The sequence below is a fragment of the Klebsiella sp. CN_Kp106 genome (assembly GCF_040064575.1).
GTDB lineage: Bacteria > Pseudomonadota > Gammaproteobacteria > Enterobacterales > Enterobacteriaceae > Klebsiella > Klebsiella michiganensis.
This window is the reverse complement of sequence record NZ_JBEAIG010000044.1, coordinates 55,259-77,207: the sequence shown is the minus strand read 5'-3', so window position 1 is coordinate 77,207 and position 21,949 is coordinate 55,259. Positions and strand designations below refer to the sequence as shown.

The following is a 21,949-nucleotide window of genomic DNA, read 5'->3' as shown; positions in this document are numbered from 1 at the left end:
GCGGCAGAAATGCCGCATTTTTCACTATCCGAGAAGCTCTTCTTTCACCTGCATCGCCAAATCAAATGAATGCAGGCGCGCCTGATGATCGAAGATTTGGCCGTTGACCATGATTTCATCGGCCTGGGTTTCCCGCAGGATCGACTCCAGCCCGTGACGGATTTTCGCTTTATCGCCGACCAGCGACATGCTCAGCGCTTTTTCGACGCCGTACTGCTCTGAAGCGGACCACAGCTGATGCATATTTTGCACCGGCGGCGGCAGCTGTCCGGTCTCGCCGCGGCGCAGTTTGACGAACGCCTGCTGCATGGACGTAAACAGAAATTCCGCATCTCTGTCGCTGTCGGCGGCAATAATGTTAATGCATACCATCGCGTACGGCTTCGCTAACCGCTCTGACGGCTGGAAGTGGGTGCGGTAGAGGTGCAGAGCCTGAAAGAGCATATCCGGGGCGAAGTGCGAGGCAAAGGCAAACGGCAGCCCAAGCTGCGCCGCCAGCTGGGCGCTGTACAGGCTTGAGCCGAGCAGCCAGACCGGGATCTTCTCGCCATAGCCGGGAACCGGGCGCACGTGCGGGTTAGGATCGCGGGCGTCGAACCAGTCCACCAGCTCCGCGACATCGCGCGGGAAGTTATCGACATCGCCGCTCATATGGCGACGCAGCGCGCGCATGGTTGGCTGATCGCTGCCCGGCGCGCGGCCAAGGCCGAGATCGATGCGTCCCGGGTAGAGCGTATTGAGCGTACCGAACTGCTCGGCAATCACCAGCGGCGAATGGTTCGGCAGCATCACGCCGCCGGAGCCCAGATGCAGAGTGGTGGTATTCGCGGCAAGGTAGCCAATCAGTACGGAAGTCGCCGCGCTGGCGATACCGACCATATTATGGTGTTCGGCCAGCCAGTAGCGGTGATAGCCGCGCTTTTCCGCCAGCTGCGCCAGGTCTAAAGAGTGGGAGAAGGCTTCCTTTGCGGAAGAACCTTGCGGGATCGGCGCCAGATCGAGCACCGAGAACGAAACAGATTTGTCAGTCATAAAGGCTCACTTTGCTACAGCATCGTCATCAGATTGAAGGTCTTCTTCCAGCCTGGCGTATCCAGGATACGCCAGCCAGAAAAGCTGCATCTTTAATAGTGCATTAAAAAGCAGCGATAGCCATTAACAAAGTGAGCGGTTAATCAGCTCTGCAATTCCAGCCCGGCCAGTCGTCGCCAGTAGCCGTTGCAGTCGCTGTTCGCCGTCAGCGGCAGCGGCGCCGCGCCGTTTTCATTCGCCCGGAAGGCGTCCAGCATAGCGAAGGTCTCGCTACCCAGCGGCGACAGGCGAACCATATCCACCAGCCCGGTCATGGTGCTTAGCTCATTCCCGAGGTTGTAGACGTAGCCGCTCATGGTCTGAATGCCGTTGAGGACGAACACCTGCTGGTTCTCCTGCGAAAGCACGTCGCGCCCGTTAGGGTATTTTATGCAGCAGGTTTCACACTCGTCTTTCGGCCGGTCTTCCGAGCGCGCGGTAAAGCAGCGGGCGGAGTAGGCCAGCGGCAGATGACCGTAGCTCAGGACCTCTACCTCAAACCGGTCGCGAATGCCCAGCTCGTCGCACTGGGTCAGCAAATTCGCCAGCCAGTCGCGGGAAAGTTCGACCGGCATACACCAGCGCACCATGCCCTGCTTGAGCAGCAGACGCAGGGTGACGGCGTTGTAGCAGTTAAGCGCGTGCCCGGCGACGAACGGCAGCTTACGTTCCGCGCACAGGTTAACGACGCCGAGATCGCTGGCTTCAATCAGAAATTCGCCGTTATCGACATAGCGCTTCAGTTCGCCCAGCTCCGAGGACGCCTGCACCAGCGCGAGGGTGGAAAGCACCACCTGTTTACCGCTTCCCGCCAGCGTTTTTGCCATGTCGAGCCAGTCGCCGACTTTGGTGGCGCGACGTTTGCTGCATACCGCTTCGCCGAGGTAAATTGTGTCCGCGCTGCAGCTTGCCGCCTGCTGGTAAAAATCTTCCAGCGTCTCTTTTGGCCAGTAATAAAGCACCGGCCCTAATGAATATTTCATTGCTGTTCTCACTGCCATTTACGGTGATAGGCGCCAAGGGTGGTTTGCGTACCTTCGGACATGGAACCGAGGGTCTCCATCCACGCGGACTGCGGTACGAAGTTTTGCGGATCGGCTTTGCAGCGATCGATCGCCTGACGCCAGACTTTCGCCACCTGGGTAACATACGCCGGGCTGCGCTGGCGCCCCTCGATTTTCACCGAGGCAATATTGGCCGCCATCAGTTCCGGCAGCAGCTCCAGGGTGTTCAGGCTGGTGGGCTCTTCCAGCGCGTGGTAGCGTTCGCCGTCGACCAGATACCGCCCTTTACAGAGGGTGGGATAGCCGGCGTTTTCACCGTCCCGATAGCGGTCAATCAGCACTTCGTTAAGGCGTGATTCCAGCCCCTGCGGCGTTTGCTGCCAGCGCACGAAGCGCGCCGGCGAACAGGCGCCGACGGTATTCGGCGATTCGCCGGTCAGATAAGAGGAAAGGTAGCAGCGCCCTTCCGCCATAATGCACAGGCTACCGAAGGCAAAAACCTCCAGCGGCACCGGCGTGGCGCGCGCCAGCTGTTTGACCTGGTGAATCGACAGCACGCGCGGCAGCACCACGCGGGCGACGTCAAAATTGCGATGATAAAACTTTACCGCCTCTTCGTTGGTGGCCGAGGCCTGGACGGAAACGTGGCGCTCAATATGCGGATAACGCTCGGCGGCGTATTCCAGCATCGCGATATCGGCGAGGATCAGCGCGTCGGCGCCCAGCTGCGCCGCCATGTCGACCGCGCGCTGCCAGCGGGCATAACCATCAGGATGCGCGAAGGTGTTAATGGCAATATGCAGTTTGCGACGATGCTGGTGCACAAAGCTGACGGCTTCCTGCAGTTTCTTTTCGGTGAAATTAAGGCCGGCAAAGTGGCGGGCGTTGGTGTCATCTTTCAGCCCGATATAGACGGCATCGGCGCCGTTTTCGATGGCCGCCTTAAGCGCCGGAAGGTTACCGGCTGGGCAGAGCAGCTCCATAATTTTTCCTGAAAAACGCGGCCCGTCAGGGACGCTGGATGGTTAATGAGCTGGGATTTTAGTTAACCTTTTGGTGACAATTTTTGATTTGAGGCAGTTAAAAGCGTATTGGCGGGATCAATACCTGCGGCCCGGCATCGTGATTTTGTTGATTTACGCCGCTATGTCGTTTATTTGATATGGCACAATAGAGGAACTATTGCATTCATGGAGTAAAGCTTGTGTTGGATAAACTGCGTTCCAAACTGGTTCACTTTGGCCCGTCGATGATGAGCGTGCCGGTTAAGCTGGCGCCATTTGCCCTCAAGCGCCAGGTGCTGGAACAGGTATTAAGCTGGCAATTTCGCCAGGCGCTGGCGGATGGGGAACTGGAGTTTCTCGAGGGGCGCTGGTTAAGTATTCATGTGCGCGACATCGGCCTGCTGTGGTATACCTCGGTGGTGGACGGTCGTCTGGTGGTCAGCCCTGCGGCTGAAGCGGACGTTAGCTTCAGCGCCGACGCCAGCGACCTGCTGATGATCGCGGCGCGTAAGCAGGATCCGGATACGCTGTTCTTCCAGCGTCGCCTGGTTATCGAAGGCGATACCGAGCTGGGACTGTATGTAAAAAACCTGATGGATGCCATTGAGCTGGAGCAGATGCCAAAGGCGCTGCGTATTATGCTGCTGCAGCTGGCGGACTTTGTTGAAGCTGGCCTGAAAGGCCCGCAGAAACCTGAACAGACATCGGTAGGTGAGGCATGCTGATTCGAGTAGAGATTGGGATTGATGCGCCGGGTATCGATGCTCTATTGCGTCGTACCTTCGGCGGCGACGCGGAAGCGCAGCTGGTGCACAGTCTTCGTGAAGATGGCCTGATCACGCTGGGCGTGGTGGCGACGGATGACGAAGGTCAGGTCGTAGGCTACGTGGCCTTTAGCCCGGTCGCCGTCGAAGGCGAAGAGCTGCAGTGGGTTGGACTGGCTCCGCTGGCGGTCGATGAAAGCTACCGCGGTCAGGGCATCGGGCGTCAGCTGGTCTATGAAGGGCTCGATTCCCTGAACGAGTTTGGCTATGCCGCCGTCGTGACGCTTGGCGATCCGGCGCTCTATGGCCGTCTGGGCTTTGAACCCGCGGCGCGTTTCGATCTGCGCTGCCGCTGGCCCGATAGCGCTGAGGCTTTCCAGGTGCATCGTCTGGCCGATGACGCGCTGAACGGCGTGAGCGGGCTGGTCGAATATAGCGACCACTTTAATCGCTTCTGAGGCTTTCCAGCAGCGCCTCAAATGAACCGTCCCCGGCAACGAGGCGCTCTTTCTGGCGCTTCGTTAGCTGCTTAATACGATACTCAAGCCGTAACGCTAGTGAGCGTTCACCAACTTCCTGACTGAAGGCCAGCTCAAGCTCGCCTTTTCCACGCAGCGCTTTCGCGCCCTTGCCAGTCTGGTGCTGGCAAAAGCGGCGTGAAACATCGGTGGTAATCCCGGTATAAAGGCGATTATCGGCGGTACGAATCAGATAGAGAAACCAGCACACGGTACAGAGGTCGCTATGTTAAGGTGTGAACACCATAACATACTGGAGAGTAAAGATGGATACGCTCGCCGCGATCGGCCGCTGGCTGGGTAAGCAGCACGTCGTGACCTGGTGCGTCGCCCGCGATGATGAGCTGTGGTGCGCCAATGCTTTTTACGTTTATGACCCGGAGAAGGTCGCATTTTATCTGCTCAGCGATGAAAAAACGCGCCACGGTCAAATGACCGGGGAAAGCGCCAACGTGGCCGGGACGGTCAACGGCCAGCCAAAGAGCGTGGCGCTGATCCGCGGCGTACAGTTCAAAGGTAAAATTCGCCGCCTCACCGGGGAAGAAGAGGCGGCGATGCGCAAGCGCTACGTCAGCCGTTTTCCTGTCGCCCGCATGCTATCGGCGCCAGTCTGGGAGATTCGTCCCGATGAGATCAAGTTCACCGATAACACGCTGGGCTTTGGGAAAAAGCTGCACTGGCTGCGCGAATCAGGCGCCGAGCAGGCGTAAGGCTTCACGATTAAACGCCGGCAGGTCGTCCGGGGTTCTGCTGGTCACCAGCTGTTCGTTGTCGATAACCACTTCCTGGTCATAGAATTCGCCACCGGCGTTTTTCACGTCGACTACGATAGGCTTCACGGCCGTCAGTTTACGCCCGCGAATCACATCGGCGCTAATCAACAGCTGCGGGCCATGGCAGATGGCGAAGACCGGTTTGCCGCTGTTGACAAAATCGCGGGTGAAGGTGACAAAGCGTTCGTCGCCGCGCAGCGAGTCCGGTGAATATCCGCCCGGCAGCAGCAGGGCGTCGAAGTCGGCAGGGCTGACGTCATCAATGGCTTTATCGATAACGACTTCAGCTTCCCCTTTTTTCCCTTTTACCTTCTTCCCCGCCTGTTTTTCAATGGTCACCACCTTGTGTCCGGCCAGACGGTAGGCGTCCGCGGGTGAGGTGAACTCCGAGTCTTCAAAGTCGTCGGTAATTAAAACGGCTATCTTCTTACTCATTCTTCCTCCAGTGTTTCGGTGTGGAATGAGGCATTTCCCTGATGATGATGGATAATTACCTCGTAGAGTATTAAGTCTGGAACATGAGGCTGGGATCGCAACATAGAAAAATCTGCAAAGGAGTTTCGATGAGTCAAGTACTGTTAACGGGGGCAACCGGGTTAGTTGGTGGTCACTTACTGCGAATGCTACTCAACGCACAGGATATTAAGTCCATTGCTGCGCCCACGCGTCGGCCGCTGAGCGATATCTCCGGCGTATTTAACCCGCACGATCCGCAGCTCACGGATGCGCTGGCGCAGGTGGTCGATCCGGTCGATATTGTTTTCTGCTGCCTGGGGACCACCCGCCGGGAAGCGGGAAGCAAAGAGGCGTTTGTGCATGCCGATTATACGCTGGTCATTGATACCGCGCTGGTGGGGAAAAAGCTGGGCGCGCAGCATATGCTGGTGGTCAGCGCGATGGGGGCGAACGCGCATTCCCCCTTTTTCTATAATCGGGTAAAAGGCGAGATGGAAGAGGCGCTGATTGCGCAGCAGTGGCCGAGGTTGACGATTGCCCGTCCATCAATGCTGGTAGGCGAGCGCGAAAAAAAACGCGCCGGCGAGACGCTCCTTGCGCCGCTTTTTAGCCTGCTGCCGGGAAACCTGAAATCGATAGACGCGCGGGACGTGGCAAGCGCGCTACTCGCGGAGGCGCTCTCGCCCGCGCAGGAAGGCGTCCGCATTCTCTCCTCGTCGCAGCTGCGCGAGAGGGCCGCGCGCGCGGGGGATTACTGATTTCCAAAGTTTCCCCGGAGGCGTAGTATTCATGTCCTCAATTTATCATGACACTCCCTGGGGAATGCTATGGCTGGTCAGTCTTCATCTCAGGCGGCAGCACCGTTTCAATGGTGGAAGCCCGCGCTGTTTTTTCTCGTCGTTATCGTTGGTCTGTGGTTCGTTAAATGGCAGCCCTATTACGGCAAAGCCTTTACCGCCGCTGAGACGCACAGTATCGGCAAATCCATTCTTGCAAATAGCGATGCGAATCCTTTCGCTGCGGCCTGGGATTACGCGCTGGTCTATTTCCTGGCGGTATGGAAAGCGGCGGTATTAGGCGTGCTGCTGGGATCGCTCATTCAGGTGCTGATCCCGCGTGACTGGCTGTGGCGCACGTTAGGGCAATCGCGTTTTCGCGGTACGCTGCTGGGGACCGCGTTCTCTCTGCCGGGGATGATGTGCACCTGCTGCGCCGCGCCGGTGGCTGCGGGAATGCGTAAACAGCAGGTATCCATGGGCGGCGCGCTGGCATTCTGGCTGGGCAATCCGCTGCTCAACCCGGCGACGCTGGTGTTTATGGGCTTCGTGCTGGGCTGGCAGTTTGCGCTGATTCGCCTGCTGGCGGGACTGGCGACTGTGCTGGTGGTCGCCACGCTGGTTCAGAAATGGGTGAAAGAAGCGGCGACGCAGCCCGCAGATGTGCCTGAATTGCCTGCGGAAACCGCGCAGGAAGGCTTCTTCAGCCGCTGGCTGCGCGCGCTGTGGACGCTGTTCTGGAATACCATCCCGGTTTATATTCTGGCGGTTCTGGTGCTGGGCGCCGCGCGGGTGTGGCTATTCCCTCACGCCGATGGCGTGGTGGAGAATACGCTGTTCTGGGTGATTGCCATGGCGATTGCCGGCTGTCTGTTTGTGATACCGACGGCGGCGGAGATCCCGATTGTGCAGACCATGATGCTGGCAGGTATGGGCATGGCGCCCGCGCTGGCGCTGCTGATTACGCTGCCTGCTGTCAGCGTACCGTCACTGATTATGCTGCGTAAAGCGTTCCCGGCGAAGGCGCTGTGGCTGACCGGCGGGCTGGTGGCGCTGTGCGGCGCGGTGGTTGGGGGCGTCGCTTTACTCTGATGATCTTCCCGGAGGCGGCGCTGCGCGCCTGTCCGGGCTACCGGCCCACAGCCAACGGTGAACACGTAGCCCGGCTCAGCGTGGCGCAGGCCGGGAGGCAGAGACGCTTACTTGATATAGGTAAAGGCGGTGGTGACGCGAGACACGCCGCTCACCCGGCTGGCGATATCCGCCGCCGCGCGTCCTTCACGGTCGGTGACCAGACCCATCAGGAACACTTCACCGTTTTCGGTTGTCACCTTCACGTTGGAGGATTTCACCTGGTCGGTACCCAGCAGCTGGGAGCGGACTTTGGTGGTGATCCAGGTATCCGAAGACGCGGTTCCTAAGCCGATCGGCTGGCCCTGACGCACTTCGTTAAACACCTCCGTCGTACCTTCTACGCCCATAGCGATTTGCTTCGCGCGCGCGGAGAGATCGGACGTTGGGGACTGCCCGGTCAGCAGAACTTTGCCCTGGTAGGCGGTCACGTTGATGCGGGCCTGTTTCTTAATTTGTTCATCTTTCGACAGCGCGCTGTTAACGCGCAGTTCCAGCGTGCTGTCGTCCACCTGAGTACCTACCGTACGCGGGTCCGTCGCGGCTTTAGTGCCGACTGCTGCCGTTCCGACTACCGCGGCAGCAACGCATCCCTGAAGCAGTAGCGCAGACAGCAGAATGGCGAGGGGCGAGAGAGCCTTCATGTGTTCTCCTTAATCGTCCTGGTGTGGAAAAAGCGTGTTATCGATCAAATCGCACAGACAGTTGACGGTGAGCATGTGCATTTCCTGAATTCGCGCGCTGCGATGCGACGGAATGCGGATTTCGACGTCCTGCTGCCCTAACAGGCCAGCCAGTTCACCGCCGTCATAACCGGTTAACGCCACGATAGTCATATCGCGGGTGACCGCCGCTTCCACGGCTTTCACGATGTCCCGGCTGTTGCCGCGCGTAGAAATCGCCAGCAGCACGTCGCCGGCGTGTCCCAACGCTCGCACCTGCTTAGCATAGATTTCGTCATGCAGGCGATCGTTGGCAATTGCGGTTAAGACCACATTATCGGTATTTAGTGCAATGGCGGGTAAACCAGGACGCTCTGTTTCAAAACGGTTAATCATACTGGCAGCAAAATGCTGTGCGTTGGCGGCGGAAGTGCCATTACCACAACAGAGGATTTTGTTGCCGTTCAGCAGCGACTGAACGAGCGTCATCGCCGCACGGGAGATGGCGTCCGGGAGTGCTTCCGCTGCTGCAATTTGGGTTTGAATGCTTTCGGTGAAGCAGGCTTTGATTCTGTCGAGCACGGGATCCCTTAATTCGTTTACGCTATTCGCCAAAGGCGTTTTTTAGCCATTGGATGTCGTTTCCGGTGAAGGCTACCACATCGAAACGGCAATCCACAGTCTCAAAGCTCCCATTCTGTCGGCAGAGCCACAGACGCGCGGCTTTGAGCAGTCTTTGTTGCTTTTGCGGCGTCACGCTGGAGGCGGCATCGCCGTAGTTTGCGCTGCGACGATAGCGTACTTCGACAAAGACGGTGACGCTGCCGTCGCGCATGATGAGGTCTATCTCGCCGCCGCGCTCGCGGACGTTGGCGGCGATAAAACGCAGACCCTGGCTCTCCAGCCAGCGGCGCGCCTGGGTTTCCCAGGCATCGCCGGTCTGTTTACTTAGTTGGCCGCGACGATTTGCCCACCCTGGTATTTGAGCCATGACAGTTTCCTGTTGATCACGCAATCCTGAGTGGCCGTGAGATCGCCGGTATTGCCGTTCAGCTCAAAGCCGGGAACCTGGCGCATCTGCGAGAAATGGTTGGCAAGGGACCAGGCGTCGGCGCCCATGGCGTACAGGCGCGCCAGCGAGTAGTCGTTACGAACGGCGGCCAGCGCCTGCTGCTGCAGGGCAGGGTTACTTCCCGCCAGCATCGGGATCTCGCTATATTGCAGACCTTCCATCTCCAGACGGAAGTCCGGTCCGGAAGTCCCCTGGGCGCTGCGGGAGCTGGCGTAGAGCGTCACGCCGCTCTGGCTGCCGTTACGCAGGGCGATCATCGGTTTGATGTAAGCGATTTGTTCCGGCGTGGCCAGGATATACGCGGCGTCGACGCCGCCGGTGCTGCTGACCGGCACATCGCTCGGGCTACCCAGGGCGCTGTCTTGCGCTGACGGCAGGGTTGAGACCGGCGTACCGCTTAGCGAAATACCGCTGTTGACGCTGCCGCGCAGCTCGGCGGTGGAGCCCAGGCGCTGTTGCAGGACGGTACCGCCCCCCAGCTTCAGCCACTCGTTGGCGAAGGCGGTAACCACCCGATCGCCCAGGGCGCCGCGAGGCACCAGCAGCAGCGGAGTCTGTTTGCCCTGATCGTGAATGTGATGCGCCGCGTCGCGGGCTTCATCTTCCGGCGAGAGGGCGAAATAGCAGATATTGGCCCGACTTTCGACTTTTTCCGGCTGATTGAGCGCCAGCACGTTCAGCGAGGTATTGCTCTTGATGACATCTTCGACATTATCTTTCAGCAGCGGACCGACGACGATGGTCGCGCCATCCTGCTGCACCTGGGCCAGCAGCTGGCTCATTGGCTGAGCGGTGGTGTCGTAGATTTTCAGTTCTGCGGAAGGGTTGGCTGGCGTTGCGGCGACGGCCTGAGCCTGCGGCGCTTCCGCCGGCTGGCTGGTGGCCTCCGGCGTCGGGGCTTGTACTACCGCCGGCGCGGTGACCGGCGCCGCGGTTTGCGCCTGGTCGGCCGCTGGCGCCTGTACCGGAGTCTGAGCGTTATTGGTGGTCGTCAGATCGGTGACCTCCGCCTGCGATGGGCTGACTACGGCGCTTTCGGCAACGTTCGCCGCCTGGGCGACCTGGGCGGGTACTGCGCTTCCTGCAACGGCAGGCGCGCCGTTCTTCGCCGCTTCAAAGCCCTGCTGGATCGTGCGGCCAAAAATCGCCGCCTGGCCGTTTAACGGCAGCAGCAGGGCGATTTTATTGGTCGATGCGGCCTGGTAGTTCTGCATATTCACTAACTGCATCGGCAGCATTTTCGCCCCCGGGTTTTGCGGGTAGCGAGTCTGCCAGTCTTTCACTCCCGCCTTGAGCATCGTCGGATCGCTGCGGTTATCAAACCACATGCGCTGCAGATCCAGCCAGCCCTGCAGGACGTTCTCATCGGCGTTAATGACCAGCGCGTTGGCCTGATCTTTGGTCATGGCGGTGAGCGCTTTCCAGGTCGCGTCGATGTTTTTCTGCTTTTGCGCAGGCAGGCTTAACAGCGACTGTTGGGCAATCAGGGCCCGCAGCAGGTTCAGCGAGGGTTGACCCTGGCTGGCGTCAATTTGCGCCTGCCAGTAGCGGGGCAGCTGGTTCTCCTCAAGGCTTGCCGGGTCGAGCTTGCTGAGCAGCGTCTGCGCGCCCTGGAAATCGTTCTGCGCCAGCTTCACTTCCACCGCCAGCAGCGACCTTTCGCGGCTTTGCGCACCGTTGAGATTAGACGGTAGCTGGTTGAACAGGTCGATCGCCTGCGGTTTCTTACCTTCCTTCAGCAGTGCACGAATGGCGAGTAATTGCCAGTTGGTCTTGCTATCATTCGTGCTTTGCTGCATCTGTTGCAGATAGTAACTGGAGTCTGCCTGGGCCGTACCCTGCAAATACGCCGTACTTTGATCCGGAGTATGGGTACCGCAGCCGGCAAAGATCAGCGCGGCCAGCAGTACGGGCAGACAACGCACGGGTTTAGAACGAAGAAATGTTGACGGTACCATATGTGTCCAGTGATATTTTTTTGGCTCAATGCTCAATATTAATTCGGCAATACGGACGAGACAATGAAACAACACGAATCAGCAGATAATTCTCAGGGACAGCTCTATATTGTGCCCACTCCGATAGGGAATCTGTCTGATATCACGCAACGCGCGCTGGAAGTGTTGCAAGCCGTTGATTTAGTTGCAGCGGAAGATACCCGCCATACCGGTTTGCTGCTGCAGCATTTTGCTATCAACGCCCGTTTATTCGCGCTTCATGACCACAACGAGCAGCAAAAGGCGGAAACGCTGGTCGCGAAGCTTAAAGCGGGGCAAAACATCGCGCTGGTTTCCGACGCCGGAACGCCGCTGATTAACGATCCCGGCTATCATCTGGTGCGCACCTGCCGTGAAGCTAATATTCGCGTGGTGCCTCTGCCCGGCCCCTGTGCGGCGATTGCGGCGCTGAGCGCGGCGGGTCTGCCTTCGGATCGCTTCTGCTATGAAGGCTTTTTGCCTGCCAAATCCAAAGGGCGTCGCGATACGCTGAAGGCGCTGGAAGAAGAGCCGCGGACGATTATTTTTTATGAGTCTACCCACCGTCTGCTGGAAAGCCTGGAGGATATCTGCGCTGTGCTGGGGGAGTCCCGCTACGTGGTGTTGGCGCGTGAGCTGACCAAAACCTGGGAATCGATTCACGGAGCGCCGATCGGCGAGCTGCTGGCATGGGTGAAAGAGGACGAAAATCGCCGTAAAGGCGAGATGGTGCTGATCGTAGAAGGTTTTAAAGCGCAGGAAGAGGCGCTGCCGGCGGTAGCGCTGCGTACGCTGGCCCTGCTGCAGGCTGAGCTGCCGCTGAAAAAAGCCGCCGCGCTGGCTGCGGAAATCCACAGCGTGAAGAAAAACGCCCTGTATAAGTATGCCCTGGAGCAGCAGGGAGACTAATCGCATGAGTCATTACCAGCCGCCGTTTAGCATTACTCCTGCCATTCTCAATCTGGTTGTTGAGATTGGTGAGCTGTTAGGGCACTGGTCAGCTCAAACGGGACGAGCCTCCCCCCTTCTGCGAAAAGAGAATCGTATTCGTACGATTCAGGCGTCGCTGGCGATAGAGCATAACAGCCTGAGTACCGATCAGGTCACTGCGCTAGTGGAGGGTAAACGTGTTCTTGCGCCAGCAAAAGATATTCAGGAAGTGAGAAACGCTCTTCTGGCATATGAAAAAATGCCTACATGGAAAAGCCACCGGTTAACCGATCTTTTGACCGCCCACCGGACGCTGATGATAGGGCTGGTTGATAACCCTGGCCAGCTGCGTGACGGAGATGTCGGGATCTTCCGGGATACCCGACTGGTTCATATGGCTCCCCCCGCCTCTCAGGTCGAGCGTTTGATAAACGAGTTGCTGCTATGGCTGAAAGTCACTGACATTCATCCGCTTATCGCTGGAGCTGTCTTCCACTACGAATTTGAGTTTATCCATCCATTTGCCGATGGTAATGGCCGAATGGGACGCCTGTGGCAAACCTTAATTCTTAGCCAATGGCGCGCGGAGCTTGCCTGGCTACCAGTTGAAACGTTGATGCATTATCAGCAGGAGCGCTATTACCAGGTTTTAGGGATGTGTGATAGCCAGAGTGACAGCACGCCGTTTATTGAATTTATGCTGGAAAATATGGTTATCGCGTTGAAAGATGGCATGGGACAAACAGCTTCTCTGTCGGAAGAAATGTCGGAAGAAATGTCGGAAGAAAAAGTGGAAATGCTGGCGGCCGTTGAGGAACGGATCCTCAAGCTTTTGTCTAAAGAACCCACGCGCACCGCGAAAGACATGGCTCAGGAAATAGATGTTTCTGCCAGAACCGTTGAGCGGTATCTGAAGACGCTGCAGCAAAAGGGAAGATTACAGCGGACCGGCGCAAAAAAAAGGGGAGCCTGGCGCATTCTTTAGCGGGTTATCAGCGTACAAAACGTGATGGTCAATAGGGCAGATGTCACCGCATCTGCCTTATTTTCTATACGATGTGTAACTCAATCCCGGTACTTTTTAATGCCTTCCGATGTTCTTCATTTATTTCGCTGTCGGTAATCACGCAGTTTATTTTCTCCATCGGTAGAACCTGATTGAACCCGCGGCGATTGAATTTGCTGGCGTCCAGCACGGCAATTACTTTATGTGCCGCGGCGGCCATGACGCCGCTGATGGAGTAACCTTCGTTGAAGGTGGTGATGCCGTTGGTGGTATCGATGCCGTCTGCGCCGACGAACATCAGATCGGCGCTGATGCCCTGGAGTGAACGTTCGGCGATGGTGCCGTGCATGGAGTGTGTTTTGTGGCGTACGGTGCCGCCGCAGACCACCAGGGTGATATCTTTGTTTTCGGATAGCGTGAACGCCGCGGGCAGGCTGTTGGTAATCACCGTAATATTGGTCATACGTACCAGCGCCTCGGCAATCAGTAGGGTAGTGCTGCCGCTATCCAGGATCACCGTCATGCCTTCGCTAATCATCGCCGCCGCGGCCTGGGCTATCCGTTTTTTCGGATCGCTGGCCAACTGATAACGATCTTCAAGTACCACTTCCAGATTATCTCCTTCGGTCAAATTGCTGCCGGGCCTTGCGGCACCGCCGTGAAAGCGGGTGAGTAACCCTTTTTCTTCCAGCAAACGGAGATCGGCCCGGATCGTCACTTCGGAGATGCCAAAGAGATTCGAAAGGTCCAGCACCAATACGCTACCCTGCGTATTGACCATTTCGACAATTTTGTTCCTTCGCTCGAATGAGTTCATATTAATTTGCCTGATAATTAACTGATCTTAGTGTAATCGAAGGGTAATGAAAGTTGAACGATAATTTTCGAAAGGTTATGTGAGCCAGCTCTGATTGCTGGCTCAGTTGGTCAGGAGAGTTTAAGCAGGATTTTCCCCTGCATCGGCGCACCGTTGAGCGCCTGGACTTCGCGGGCAAAGCTTTCGGCATCGCCGATGTGGGTGATAAGCGGGGCAAGCTGAATGCGTTTTTCCGTCAGCAGGCGAACCGCCGTTTGCCACTCTTTTCCCGGCCACGGGCCCGAGTAGTTCATCCAGCTGCCGACAATAGTCAGCTCTTTTCGAAGAATCTGGCCAAAGGTGGCGAAAGGCAGCGTTAAGTCATGGTGCAAGGTACCCACCAGCGCCAGCTGCGCGCGCGGTCCGGCGACCTCAATGCCCAGCGCCACGGTTTGCGGCGTACCGGCGGTTTCCAGCACCAGCTGGTCGAACTGAATCTCTTCCAGCGCCGTTTGAATCTGTTTGCTGCTCATCTCCTTGCTGTTAAAGACGTGCGTTGCGCCGAGCGTTTTTGCCAGCGCCAGCTTCTGCGGGTTGATATCGATTGCCGTAATGCTTTTGGCGCCCAGTTCGCGGGCGCACTGCAACGCCAGCAAACCAATTGTGCCTGCGCCAATAATAATGACGTTTTTCCCTTCGCAGCCCTGAGCCAGATGGAAGGCGTGCAGGCCGACGGTCATCGGTTCAATAAACGCGCCGTCATCAATCGGCATCTGGTCCGGTAGACGGAACAGGTTGGCGCGTTTGACCACCACGTACTGCGCATTTCCGCCTTCGCTGCGCGAACCGACAAACTGGTACTGTTTGCAGAGAGAGAAGTATTCGCGCTGGCACTGGGGGCAGTTAAAACAGGGGAGCAGAGGCACGCAGGCTACCGCGTCGCCCGGCTGCAGGTCGGTCACCGCTGAGCCGTAAGATTCAACATAGCCGCTGAACTCATGACCCAGGGTGATGGGATAGTAGTGGGCGCCTTTGGCGAAGATGCGCGGAATATCAGAACCGCACAATCCGGAGCTGACGACTTTGACCAGGACATCGTTTTCCGTTTGTAGAGTCGGTATCGGGCGTTCTTCAACGCGCACTGTCCCCTCAGCATGGATAACCACTGATTGCATAATATTCTCCAGAAATGTCCGGGGGAGCGAATGCTCCCCCTTGAGATTAAGAAACGCTCGGGCTTTGCTGCGCGGCGGTTGCTTTCTCTGCGGCGGCGAAGCTGCGCGCCCGACGCCACGTCAACAGCACGCCGGCAACATAGATGACGCCGATAACCACAAAACCCACCACGTTTTGCCAGGTGAAGAGCTGAATGAGCAGCCAGGTAACCGGTGAACCACCCTGGTCCATTGAGGCCACAAGGCCGCCTGTCTTCAGGGCCCCGGCGTTAGCCGCCAGTTGGGTATGCAGGCCGATGGTCTGCGTGGCAATCCATAGCGTTATCCCCATCAGGATGATCCCGGAAATCAGCGTGCGGAACAGGTTCCCCTGGTGTACCGCCACCGCCATGGCGACGAAGAATCCAATGGTTGCGAGGTCGCCGAACGGCAGGACCTGGTTACCCGGCACCACAACCGCGATCAGAATAGTTAGCGGAATAAAGATCAGGCTGGCCGATACGACCGAGGTATGACCAAGCAGTAGCGCCGGATCGAGACCAATCAGGAAATCCTGGCCGCCAAACTTCGCCTGCAGACGTTTACGCGCCTGTTTGGCAATCGGGTTCAGGCCATCCATGATAGGTTTGATGACGCGCGGCATCAGCAGCATTACGGCCGCGGTTTTCACCGCCAGCTGGAGGATGCCCTTCAGGTCGTAGCCCGCCAGCGCGCCGATGACCAGACCCATTACAAAACCGACGGTGACCGGTTCGCCAAACGGACCGAAGCGTTTCTGGATGTCGTCAGCGCTGAAGTGGATGCGGTTCAGGCCGGGAATTTTTTCGATAATCGTATCGACCAGCACCGCTATCGGCCCTAAATACGCCGAGCTACCGTGCGGAATAGCAATACCATCGAGGCCGAAAAAGTCGCGGGTATCCTTCGCAAACCAGTCGCCGAGCTTGTAGACGAAAGCCGCATGCACCACTACGCCAAGAATCCCAATCCAGTAAGAACCGGTCGCGATATGCAGCATTGCGCCGGTAAAGGTCATATGCCAGATGTTCCAGATGTCGACGTTCACGACGCGAGTCATTCGGGTGACCAGCATGAAGATGTTGACCGCGATGGCGATGGGAATCGCCACCAGCGCGATTTGCGATGCCCAGGTCATCGGCGACGACCCCGGCCAGCCAATATCAATCACGTGCAGGTTAATCTGGAAATGCTCCGCCATCGCTTTCGCCGCCGGGCCGATAGAGTCGAGCATCAGGCCGATGACCAGGCCGATACCGACGAAACCAATCCCGATGTGCAGGCCTGATTTAAAACAGTCCCCGAGCTTCATCCCCAGTATTTTGGAGAAGATGATGATCACGATCGGCAGCATCACCGTTGGACCAAGGTCGAGGATATAACGCATGATTTCGCTAAACATGGGCGTTACTCCGTCAGGATGTTCAGGATTTTTTGCTGCAGTTCTTCAATGCCTACGCCAGAAATGAAAGGCATACCGTGAACCACCGGAATGTCGCCAAATGTTCTGTCAACCCGGGCGGTGGTGCAGATGAGGTGCGCGCCGTCCATATAGGTTTCGATTTCATTCACCCGACACTGCACCAGGTCCAGCTCGATGCTGTGGTCCGCGCACAGATCTTTGATCTCTTCTGCGGCCATGGTCGAGGTGGCGACAGCGCCGCCACAGGCGACGATTACTTTACGTTTCATAGGGTACCCCTTTTATTATCAGTCTGTTATAAAGCCTGAGCGCTGGGCTCTGACTCAAGGATAGAGTGCCGAAACAGCTCGGGCAGCTGCTCCTGTGAGGCAGCCAGCAATGCTTCAAGCGTGTTCGGGTTCTGTAGCTCACTAAATAACCGGCGCAGCAGCTGTAGCTGTGCAGTCGGATTTTCTACAATCAGCGCGATGATTAACGAAACGTCGATTTCGCCGTCGTCGTCAGCACGCTGAAAAGGGACCGGGTTGTCCGGGCGAATCAGGTAGATAGCCGGAGACTTCGCATGTACCGCCTCGCAGTGGGGAATCGCGACCGCGTGCTGCTCCAGCGCAATGCCGGTGGGGAAAGTTGCTTCTCGTTCGAGCAGCGCCAGTGGATAGCTGTCGTGCACAACGCCGCGCGCCAGCATCTCTTCGCCAATGTGCTCCAGCGCCTGCCGGCTGGAACTAAAATGAATGCCGGTACGAACAAACAATTGACTCATAAATCCTCTTTACTTCAGGCGATTTCGGATGAACAGCCGTAACGGTAGGCACGCAGCACATCCTGAATTTTGTCGAGGATGAGGTCGTGCGGCACGGCGGCGAGTTCGTTTAACGACAGTCGTTCAAACTGCACGGGCATATACTGGCTGATAAGGCCCAGCGGCAGCTTAGTTTCGGTCAGGTTTGCAATTAACTTTTCCACGCTCTGGCGAATACGCGGATGCGGCCAGTAGTAGCGAATGCGATCGGAGAGGCTGAAGTGGATATCCACCATTGCCTGGCTCCAGGTCGGGCGGTAGTACTTCTTCCAGTAGCCCGGCTCGTTAAGCATTACTTCATCAATCACTTCCATCACGCGGCTGCGGGATTCCGGAGCGACCAGCTCATTTTCCATTTGCGCGAGGGCAAAAATAGCTTCGCGCAGCGCGAAGGTTAGCGCCGGGCCAACTTTCAGGATGGCGTAATGGTCGCGCACCAGCGCCCGGTAGGCCTGACGAGACTGGTAATCAGTCGAGTGCGCTTCATAGACCATCGGCGTGCCTTCGATCCACGCGGAGAGCGCTTTGGCGGCCTCCGGCTGGTAATGAATAATTTGCGTATGGTCGAACTCAACGCCGGGCTGCACCACGATAGCAATGATGCGTTCCAGCGCTGCGTTAAGACCCAGCTTGCGGAAGGCGGCTTCATGGGTTTCCAGCGTTGCCGCCGCATCCTGGGCGCGGGTCACGTGGACGCTGCCGATGGTGCTGGCTTCGCCGCCGGGAACCGGAACTTCGGTGCCGATCACGTAGGTCAGATGGCGTTTCTGCGCGTCGGTTGCCGTCTCTTCCGCGGCCTGGCACAGGCGAGCGGCACGTTCGGCGACGACGGCCGGGTCCAGCGGTACCGGATCGTCAGCGCAGGACATTGAGGCATCGAGATGGATTTTGCTGAAGCCCGCGGCGACGTAGGCTTTAATCAGATCGACCGATTTTTCCATCGCTTCGGCGGCGGGTTCGCCCTGCCAGCAGTTCGGCCCGAGATGGTCGCCGCCAAGGATGATGCGCTCTGACGGGAAACCGACTTCGCGGGCAATTTTATTCACGAAATCACGGAAGTCCGCAGGCTGCATTCCGGTGTAGCCGCCAAACTGGTTAACCTGATTAGAGGTTGCTTCGATAAGAACCTTGTTGTTGGTATGCAGATCGAAACGTAGCGCGGCTTCGATAACCAGCGGATGCGCGGAACAAACTGAGCAGATGCCGATGTGTTCGCCAGCTTTGTGGCGGGAAATAATATCTTTCATTTAAAACCTCCGTTTTCTTTCGAATATATTCGTTATGTTTTGTTTTGCTAGCAAACTCCTTTGTTTTGATTTGTGATCAATCTCGAAAAAAAGAAAGATAAAACGTAATGTTACGAAAGTTAAAGATAAAAAAACGCTCTGGCGATGACGGCAGAGCGTTTTTAATTTATTGAAATTTAACTAAATATTCGTGAAATCCAGCTCCGTTTAGGCTTTTCTGCTGGCTGAACGACCTGCTGCGGTTGAGCGGCAATTTCGCCTAATCCGGCATTAAAGGCCGTACCGATAGCCTCCAGCGCCTGATGGGCATCTTCCCCGCTGGCCATAAAGTGCAGCCGATGTCCCTGTTTTGCGCCGAGAGACACCACCCGCATCAGATTTTTGGCGTCAACAATAGCGGAACGGGTGTCGAGATTTTCCACCTGAATTTGCGATCGCCACTGCTTCACCGCTTTCACCAGTACAGCGCTTGGCCGCGCGTGCAGTCCGTGGGGATTGCGCAGGGTAAAAGTCGCCTCTTCATCGAACGCCGGGGGCGGTTCCATCTCTTCCCCTTCGGCCGGGAAGATATTGCCGGCCAGAATCTCCAGCACCGCCTGCGGACTCTCAGCGCGCGATAGCGCTGCAGGTACGCGTTCGTCGCTCAGGGCGTGGGTAAGCTGGCGAAGAATATCAAGGTGTTCGTTGTCCTGCGCGGCGATCCCCACAATCAGAAAAGCCGCTTGTTCTTCTCCCCAATCCACCCCCTGCGGGCAGGCCAGTACTTTGACACCGGTTTTCAGTACCGCATCGCGGCTCTGCGGCGTGCCGTGAGGAATGGCAATACCGTTGCCAAGGTACGTGCTGATTTGCCCTTCGCGGTCGCGCATGCCGTTCAGATAAGCGGGCGTGGTATGCCCGGCTTCGGTTAATCTGCCAACGACGCGTTGCAGCGCTTCATCTTTCGTTTTGATCGCGCGATCGAAATGGATATCTGCGCAAGTCAGTTGCATAAATAGCTCCTTATTTAATGGCACCGGCAAGCGTCGCTGCTTCCTGGGTCCGTTTTTGCCATAGCCTCCAGCATCCCAGCATGACCGCGCCGCAGGCAGAACCGGCGAGAATACACAGCACCCACATTAGCGGTTTACTTACCAGCGGCAGGATCAGGAAGCCGCCGTGCGGAGCAGGAACCTGGATTTGCAGGCTATAGCTGAGAACCGCAGAGATGGAAGAGGCGATCATCATCATGGGGATGACGCGTAAAGGATCTTTCGCGGCGAACGGAATAGCGCCTTCAGTAATATGGGTGCAGCCGAGGATATAGTTGACCATCCCGGCGGCGCGCTCTTCTTCACTGAAGCCTTTCGGGAAGAAGGTTGTCGCCAGCGCGATAACCAGCGGCGGCGTAATGCAGGCGGCGGAAACCCCGGCCATAAAGAAGTAGTTCCCCTGGCCAAGCAGCAGCGTACCGGTGACGTAGGCGGCTTTATTCACCGGACCGCCGAAGTCGAAGGAGCACATCGCGCCTACCACAATACCCAGCAGAATCGGGTTTGCTTCCTGTAATGAACTCAGCCAGTTCATCATTGCGTTGTTGATGGCGGCGACAGGTTGGCCCAGCAGCACCATCATCACGCCTATTACCAGCACGCCAACGAGCGGCATAATGAAGATCGATTTCAGCCCTTCATACTGACGCGGCAGGCCGTTGAGCATATTGCGGATCAGCAACATAAAATAACCGGCGGCGAAACCAGCGATAATCCCGCCGAGAAAGCCTGCGCCGGTCGCGTTGGCCAGTAAGCCGCCGACGAAGCCCGCAACCATACCGGGGCGGCCGGAAATAGACCAGGCGATATAAGCGGTAAAAATCGGCACCATGATTGAGAAGGCCTGCTGGCCTACTTTCATCAGCGTCGCGGCAATAACGTTATACTGCGGCGAGTTCGGATCGGCTGAGTAGATACCCCACAGGAAGGAGATGGCAATTAAAATCCCCCCGGCGACCACAAACGGCAGCATGTTGGATACGCCGCTCATCAGGTGCTTATAAACCTGGCGTCCGAAAGACTCTTGTGCGTATTTCTCCGGTGACTCCGGCGAGGAAGAAATACCCTGACGGCGCGACGCCTGGCCGCCGATCACTTTATTAATTAAATCGACCGGATGATGAATGGCTTCTTTAACCGGAACCTCAATGACCGGCAGACCATTAAATCGCTCGGCGTTAACGTCTTTATCGGCGGCAATAATTACACCATAAATATCTTCTAAATCTGCGGGGGTAATGGCATTTTCAACGCCGGAAGCTCCGTTGGTTTCCACTTTAATGTCGACATTTAATTTCTTCGCTGCGGTTTTTAAGGCTTCTTCAGCCATAAAAGTATGTGCAATACCCGTAGGGCAGCCGGTAACTGCAATAATTTTTTTCATAATCGGACCTTTATAATTGAACGACCTGAATTTGCTGTAATAATTCTTCTGTGCGTTGTAAATTTCCTAATCCGGCGGAACCGGCGACGTCGGCGCCGGTCGCGCTGGCTAGTGCCAGGGCGTGAGCGACATCTTCTTCGTTAAGCCATTTACTGAGAAAGGCGCCCAGCGCGGCGTCGCCGGCGCAGGCGGAGCTGACCAGGTCAATTTTCGGTGCGGAGCAAAACCACACGCTTGCGCCATCGGAAAAGTAAAGGCCCTCCGCGCCCATCGTCAGCAGCACGTTGCGAGCGCCCAACTGATGCAGGGTACGCATAGCTTCGCGTACCTGCTGATGGTTGCTGACGTCGAGACCAAATATTTCCCGCAGCTCGTCATCGTTGGGTTTGATCAACAATGGCCGTAATTCCAGCAGCTGGCGCAGAACCGGATGGCTGATATCGAGGATAACCTCGCAGCCTTTCTGCTGACATAATTCAATGATCTCGCTATAGAACCGGCTTTCAATTCCCGGCGGCAGGCTGCCGCTGATCGCTAAATAATCCCCGGAGGTGACGCATTGCAGATGATGAATAACCTGCTGTTTACACTCGTCATCAATTTTTGCACCGGGGTTAACGAGCTTATATTCCTCTGCGCCGTCATTTATAAAAATATTAATTCGGGTTGGCTCAGATACCCATGTCGGCGTCACTTTAATTTTTTTCTGACGTAACTCTTCCACGATATAACGGCCAGTGAAACCACCGAAAATACCCATAATGTGAGTGGGTTGCTGATAGTGATTTAATATCAGCGAAACGTTCACTCCTTTGCCATTCGGGCAATATTCGGTGTGCCGGGTTCGGTTCACTGCCGACGGCTTCAGCGGATCGCAAAAGATATTCATATCGATTGCCGTATTGAGTGTCAGGGTATGGATCACGACAT

At 56.9% G+C, this 21,949-nt stretch carries 25 protein-coding genes; 7 read left to right on the top strand and 18 right to left on the bottom strand.

The annotated features are described in order from the left end of the window. Positions 1-24: 24 nt before the first annotated feature. The 3 genes from ABLU96_RS11925 to ABLU96_RS11915 form a co-directional block, all read right to left on the bottom strand. Positions 25-1,032 carry an LLM class flavin-dependent oxidoreductase gene (locus ABLU96_RS11925; RefSeq protein ID WP_032693258.1) on the bottom strand — a complete coding sequence of 336 codons (1,008 nt, stop codon included), beginning with the start codon at positions 1,030-1,032 and terminating at the stop codon, positions 25-27. Between the two features lie 143 nt (positions 1,033-1,175). Then, a complete protein-coding gene (locus tag ABLU96_RS11920; protein ID WP_064404321.1) occupies positions 1,176-2,054 on the bottom strand; it encodes a U32 family peptidase in 879 nt (292 codons plus the stop codon). Between the two features lie 8 nt (positions 2,055-2,062). Next, entirely contained in the window at positions 2,063-3,058 is a 996-nt protein-coding gene (locus ABLU96_RS11915) for a peptidase U32 family protein (protein WP_004106058.1), read from the bottom strand. A gap of 221 nt (positions 3,059-3,279) precedes the next feature. Between ABLU96_RS11915 and ABLU96_RS11910 the strand changes: the two genes are divergently transcribed. Further along, complete coding sequence (locus ABLU96_RS11910) at positions 3,280-3,804, top strand: SCP2 domain-containing protein (protein ID WP_004854523.1); 525 nt, start codon at positions 3,280-3,282, stop codon at positions 3,802-3,804. Then, entirely contained in the window at positions 3,798-4,301 is a 504-nt protein-coding gene (locus tag ABLU96_RS11905; protein ID WP_004125592.1) for an N-acetyltransferase, read from the top strand. Before ABLU96_RS11910 ends, ABLU96_RS11905 begins: the two co-directional genes overlap by 7 nt. Here the strand turns inward: ABLU96_RS11905 and ABLU96_RS11900 are convergent. Beyond that, complete coding sequence (locus tag ABLU96_RS11900; RefSeq protein ID WP_004854522.1) at positions 4,288-4,572, bottom strand: GIY-YIG nuclease family protein; 285 nt, start codon at positions 4,570-4,572, stop codon at positions 4,288-4,290. The genes ABLU96_RS11905 and ABLU96_RS11900 overlap by 14 nt on opposite strands. 55 nt (positions 4,573-4,627) lie before the next feature. Here ABLU96_RS11900 and ABLU96_RS11895 point away from each other — a divergent pair, with 55 nt between their 5' ends. Next, the gene (locus ABLU96_RS11895) at positions 4,628-5,071 is read left to right on the top strand and encodes a YhbP family protein (protein ID WP_046878315.1); all 444 of its coding nucleotides are present in this window, start codon (positions 4,628-4,630) and stop codon (positions 5,069-5,071) included. Here ABLU96_RS11895 and ABLU96_RS11890 read toward each other — a convergent pair. Next, a complete protein-coding gene (locus tag ABLU96_RS11890; protein ID WP_004854517.1) occupies positions 5,051-5,569 on the bottom strand; it encodes a type 1 glutamine amidotransferase domain-containing protein in 519 nt (172 codons plus the stop codon). The genes ABLU96_RS11895 and ABLU96_RS11890 overlap by 21 nt on opposite strands. 128 nt (positions 5,570-5,697) lie before the next feature. Here ABLU96_RS11890 and ABLU96_RS11885 point away from each other — a divergent pair, with 128 nt between their 5' ends. Together ABLU96_RS11885 and ABLU96_RS11880 are read left to right on the top strand one after the other, a co-directional pair. Further along, positions 5,698-6,348: an NAD(P)H-binding protein gene (locus ABLU96_RS11885; protein ID WP_046878314.1), complete on the top strand. Its 651-nt coding sequence runs from the start codon at positions 5,698-5,700 to the stop codon at positions 6,346-6,348. Positions 6,349-6,417: 69 nt separating this feature from the next. Further along, the gene (locus ABLU96_RS11880) at positions 6,418-7,458 is read left to right on the top strand and encodes a permease (protein ID WP_064404317.1); all 1,041 of its coding nucleotides are present in this window, start codon (positions 6,418-6,420) and stop codon (positions 7,456-7,458) included. A 107-nt stretch (positions 7,459-7,565) separates the two neighbouring features. Here the strand turns inward: ABLU96_RS11880 and dolP are convergent, their stop codons facing one another. The 4 genes from dolP to ABLU96_RS11860 are packed head-to-tail and all read right to left on the bottom strand — an operon-like array spanning position 7,566 to position 11,189. Continuing rightward, the gene (gene dolP, locus ABLU96_RS11875; RefSeq protein ID WP_004125578.1) at positions 7,566-8,141 is read right to left on the bottom strand and encodes a division/outer membrane stress-associated lipid-binding lipoprotein; all 576 of its coding nucleotides are present in this window, start codon (positions 8,139-8,141) and stop codon (positions 7,566-7,568) included. A gap of 9 nt (positions 8,142-8,150) precedes the next feature. Further along, entirely contained in the window at positions 8,151-8,741 is a 591-nt protein-coding gene (gene diaA, locus ABLU96_RS11870) for a DnaA initiator-associating protein DiaA (RefSeq protein ID WP_002918211.1), read from the bottom strand. 22 nt (positions 8,742-8,763) lie between these two features. Next, complete coding sequence (locus ABLU96_RS11865) at positions 8,764-9,150, bottom strand: YraN family protein (protein ID WP_014226966.1); 387 nt, start codon at positions 9,148-9,150, stop codon at positions 8,764-8,766. Continuing rightward, a complete protein-coding gene (locus ABLU96_RS11860) occupies positions 9,108-11,189 on the bottom strand; it encodes a penicillin-binding protein activator (protein ID WP_064404316.1) in 2,082 nt (693 codons plus the stop codon). The genes ABLU96_RS11865 and ABLU96_RS11860 overlap by 43 nt, the downstream gene beginning before the upstream one ends. A 63-nt stretch (positions 11,190-11,252) precedes the next feature. On the opposite strand from ABLU96_RS11860, the gene rsmI reads away from it, so the two are divergent. Together rsmI and ABLU96_RS11850 are read left to right on the top strand one after the other, a co-directional pair. Beyond that, positions 11,253-12,116, top strand: coding sequence for a 16S rRNA (cytidine(1402)-2'-O)-methyltransferase (rsmI, locus tag ABLU96_RS11855; protein WP_064404314.1), 864 nt, complete (start codon positions 11,253-11,255; stop codon positions 12,114-12,116). Positions 12,117-12,120: 4 nt separating this feature from the next. Beyond that, positions 12,121-13,122 carry a Fic family protein gene (locus tag ABLU96_RS11850; protein ID WP_049079966.1) on the top strand — a complete coding sequence of 334 codons (1,002 nt, stop codon included), beginning with the start codon at positions 12,121-12,123 and terminating at the stop codon, positions 13,120-13,122. 64 nt (positions 13,123-13,186) lie between these two features. Here ABLU96_RS11850 and ABLU96_RS11845 read toward each other — a convergent pair whose 3' ends face one another. From ABLU96_RS11845 to pfkB, 9 genes are all read right to left on the bottom strand, one after another. Beyond that, a complete protein-coding gene (locus ABLU96_RS11845) occupies positions 13,187-13,960 on the bottom strand; it encodes a DeoR/GlpR family DNA-binding transcription regulator (RefSeq protein WP_049079965.1) in 774 nt (257 codons plus the stop codon). Positions 13,961-14,070: 110 nt separating this feature from the next. Beyond that, positions 14,071-15,114 carry a galactitol-1-phosphate 5-dehydrogenase gene (gene gatD, locus ABLU96_RS11840; protein WP_064404313.1) on the bottom strand — a complete coding sequence of 348 codons (1,044 nt, stop codon included), beginning with the start codon at positions 15,112-15,114 and terminating at the stop codon, positions 14,071-14,073. 46 nt (positions 15,115-15,160) lie between these two features. Then, the gene (locus tag ABLU96_RS11835; RefSeq protein WP_017145366.1) at positions 15,161-16,534 is read right to left on the bottom strand and encodes a galactitol-specific PTS transporter subunit IIC; all 1,374 of its coding nucleotides are present in this window, start codon (positions 16,532-16,534) and stop codon (positions 15,161-15,163) included. Between the two features lie 5 nt (positions 16,535-16,539). After that, positions 16,540-16,824, bottom strand: coding sequence for a PTS galactitol transporter subunit IIB (gene gatB / locus ABLU96_RS11830; RefSeq protein ID WP_004106023.1), 285 nt, complete (start codon positions 16,822-16,824; stop codon positions 16,540-16,542). Positions 16,825-16,850: 26 nt separating this feature from the next. After that, on the bottom strand, positions 16,851-17,318 hold the full coding sequence (gene gatA / locus ABLU96_RS11825; RefSeq protein ID WP_014226959.1) for a PTS galactitol transporter subunit IIA: 468 nt from the start codon (positions 17,316-17,318) through the stop codon (positions 16,851-16,853). Between the two features lie 14 nt (positions 17,319-17,332). Continuing rightward, complete coding sequence (gene gatZ / locus ABLU96_RS11820; RefSeq protein ID WP_064404311.1) at positions 17,333-18,604, bottom strand: tagatose-bisphosphate aldolase subunit GatZ; 1,272 nt, start codon at positions 18,602-18,604, stop codon at positions 17,333-17,335. Between the two features lie 176 nt (positions 18,605-18,780). Then, a complete protein-coding gene (locus tag ABLU96_RS11815) occupies positions 18,781-19,596 on the bottom strand; it encodes an HPr family phosphocarrier protein (protein WP_064404309.1) in 816 nt (271 codons plus the stop codon). Between the two features lie 10 nt (positions 19,597-19,606). Continuing rightward, positions 19,607-21,019 carry a PTS fructose transporter subunit IIBC gene (locus ABLU96_RS11810; RefSeq protein ID WP_032720221.1) on the bottom strand — a complete coding sequence of 471 codons (1,413 nt, stop codon included), beginning with the start codon at positions 21,017-21,019 and terminating at the stop codon, positions 19,607-19,609. A gap of 10 nt (positions 21,020-21,029) precedes the next feature. After that, positions 21,030-21,944 carry a 1-phosphofructokinase gene (gene pfkB / locus ABLU96_RS11805; RefSeq protein ID WP_064404307.1) on the bottom strand — a complete coding sequence of 305 codons (915 nt, stop codon included), beginning with the start codon at positions 21,942-21,944 and terminating at the stop codon, positions 21,030-21,032. Positions 21,945-21,949 lie beyond the last annotated feature (5 nt).

Bases quoted from the DNA above. Each gene is read 5' to 3' on its own strand.
- ABLU96_RS11925 (WP_032693258.1), bottom strand. From the start codon at position 1,032: ATGACTGACAAATCTGTTTCGTTCTCGGTGCTCGATCTGGCGCCGATC.
- ABLU96_RS11920 (WP_064404321.1), bottom strand. From the start codon at position 2,054: ATGAAATATTCATTAGGGCCGGTGCTTTATTACTGGCCAAAAGAGACG.
- ABLU96_RS11915 (WP_004106058.1), bottom strand. From the start codon at position 3,058: ATGGAGCTGCTCTGCCCAGCCGGTAACCTTCCGGCGCTTAAGGCGGCC.
- ABLU96_RS11905 (WP_004125592.1), top strand. From the start codon at position 3,798: ATGCTGATTCGAGTAGAGATTGGGATTGATGCGCCGGGTATCGATGCT.
- ABLU96_RS11895 (WP_046878315.1), top strand. From the start codon at position 4,628: ATGGATACGCTCGCCGCGATCGGCCGCTGGCTGGGTAAGCAGCACGTC.
- ABLU96_RS11890 (WP_004854517.1), bottom strand. From the start codon at position 5,569: ATGAGTAAGAAGATAGCCGTTTTAATTACCGACGACTTTGAAGACTCG.
- ABLU96_RS11885 (WP_046878314.1), top strand. From the start codon at position 5,698: ATGAGTCAAGTACTGTTAACGGGGGCAACCGGGTTAGTTGGTGGTCAC.
- ABLU96_RS11880 (WP_064404317.1), top strand. From the start codon at position 6,418: ATGGCTGGTCAGTCTTCATCTCAGGCGGCAGCACCGTTTCAATGGTGG.
- dolP (WP_004125578.1), bottom strand. From the start codon at position 8,141: ATGAAGGCTCTCTCGCCCCTCGCCATTCTGCTGTCTGCGCTACTGCTT.
- ABLU96_RS11865 (WP_014226966.1), bottom strand. From the start codon at position 9,150: ATGGCTCAAATACCAGGGTGGGCAAATCGTCGCGGCCAACTAAGTAAA.
- ABLU96_RS11860 (WP_064404316.1), bottom strand. From the start codon at position 11,189: ATGGTACCGTCAACATTTCTTCGTTCTAAACCCGTGCGTTGTCTGCCC.
- rsmI (WP_064404314.1), top strand. From the start codon at position 11,253: ATGAAACAACACGAATCAGCAGATAATTCTCAGGGACAGCTCTATATT.
- ABLU96_RS11850 (WP_049079966.1), top strand. From the start codon at position 12,121: ATGAGTCATTACCAGCCGCCGTTTAGCATTACTCCTGCCATTCTCAAT.
- ABLU96_RS11845 (WP_049079965.1), bottom strand. From the start codon at position 13,960: ATGAACTCATTCGAGCGAAGGAACAAAATTGTCGAAATGGTCAATACG.
- gatD (WP_064404313.1), bottom strand. From the start codon at position 15,114: ATGCAATCAGTGGTTATCCATGCTGAGGGGACAGTGCGCGTTGAAGAA.
- ABLU96_RS11835 (WP_017145366.1), bottom strand. From the start codon at position 16,534: ATGTTTAGCGAAATCATGCGTTATATCCTCGACCTTGGTCCAACGGTG.
- gatB (WP_004106023.1), bottom strand. From the start codon at position 16,824: ATGAAACGTAAAGTAATCGTCGCCTGTGGCGGCGCTGTCGCCACCTCG.
- gatA (WP_014226959.1), bottom strand. From the start codon at position 17,318: ATGAGTCAATTGTTTGTTCGTACCGGCATTCATTTTAGTTCCAGCCGG.
- gatZ (WP_064404311.1), bottom strand. From the start codon at position 18,604: ATGAAAGATATTATTTCCCGCCACAAAGCTGGCGAACACATCGGCATC.
- ABLU96_RS11815 (WP_064404309.1), bottom strand. From the start codon at position 19,596: ATGCAACTGACTTGCGCAGATATCCATTTCGATCGCGCGATCAAAACG.
- ABLU96_RS11810 (WP_032720221.1), bottom strand. From the start codon at position 21,019: ATGAAAAAAATTATTGCAGTTACCGGCTGCCCTACGGGTATTGCACAT.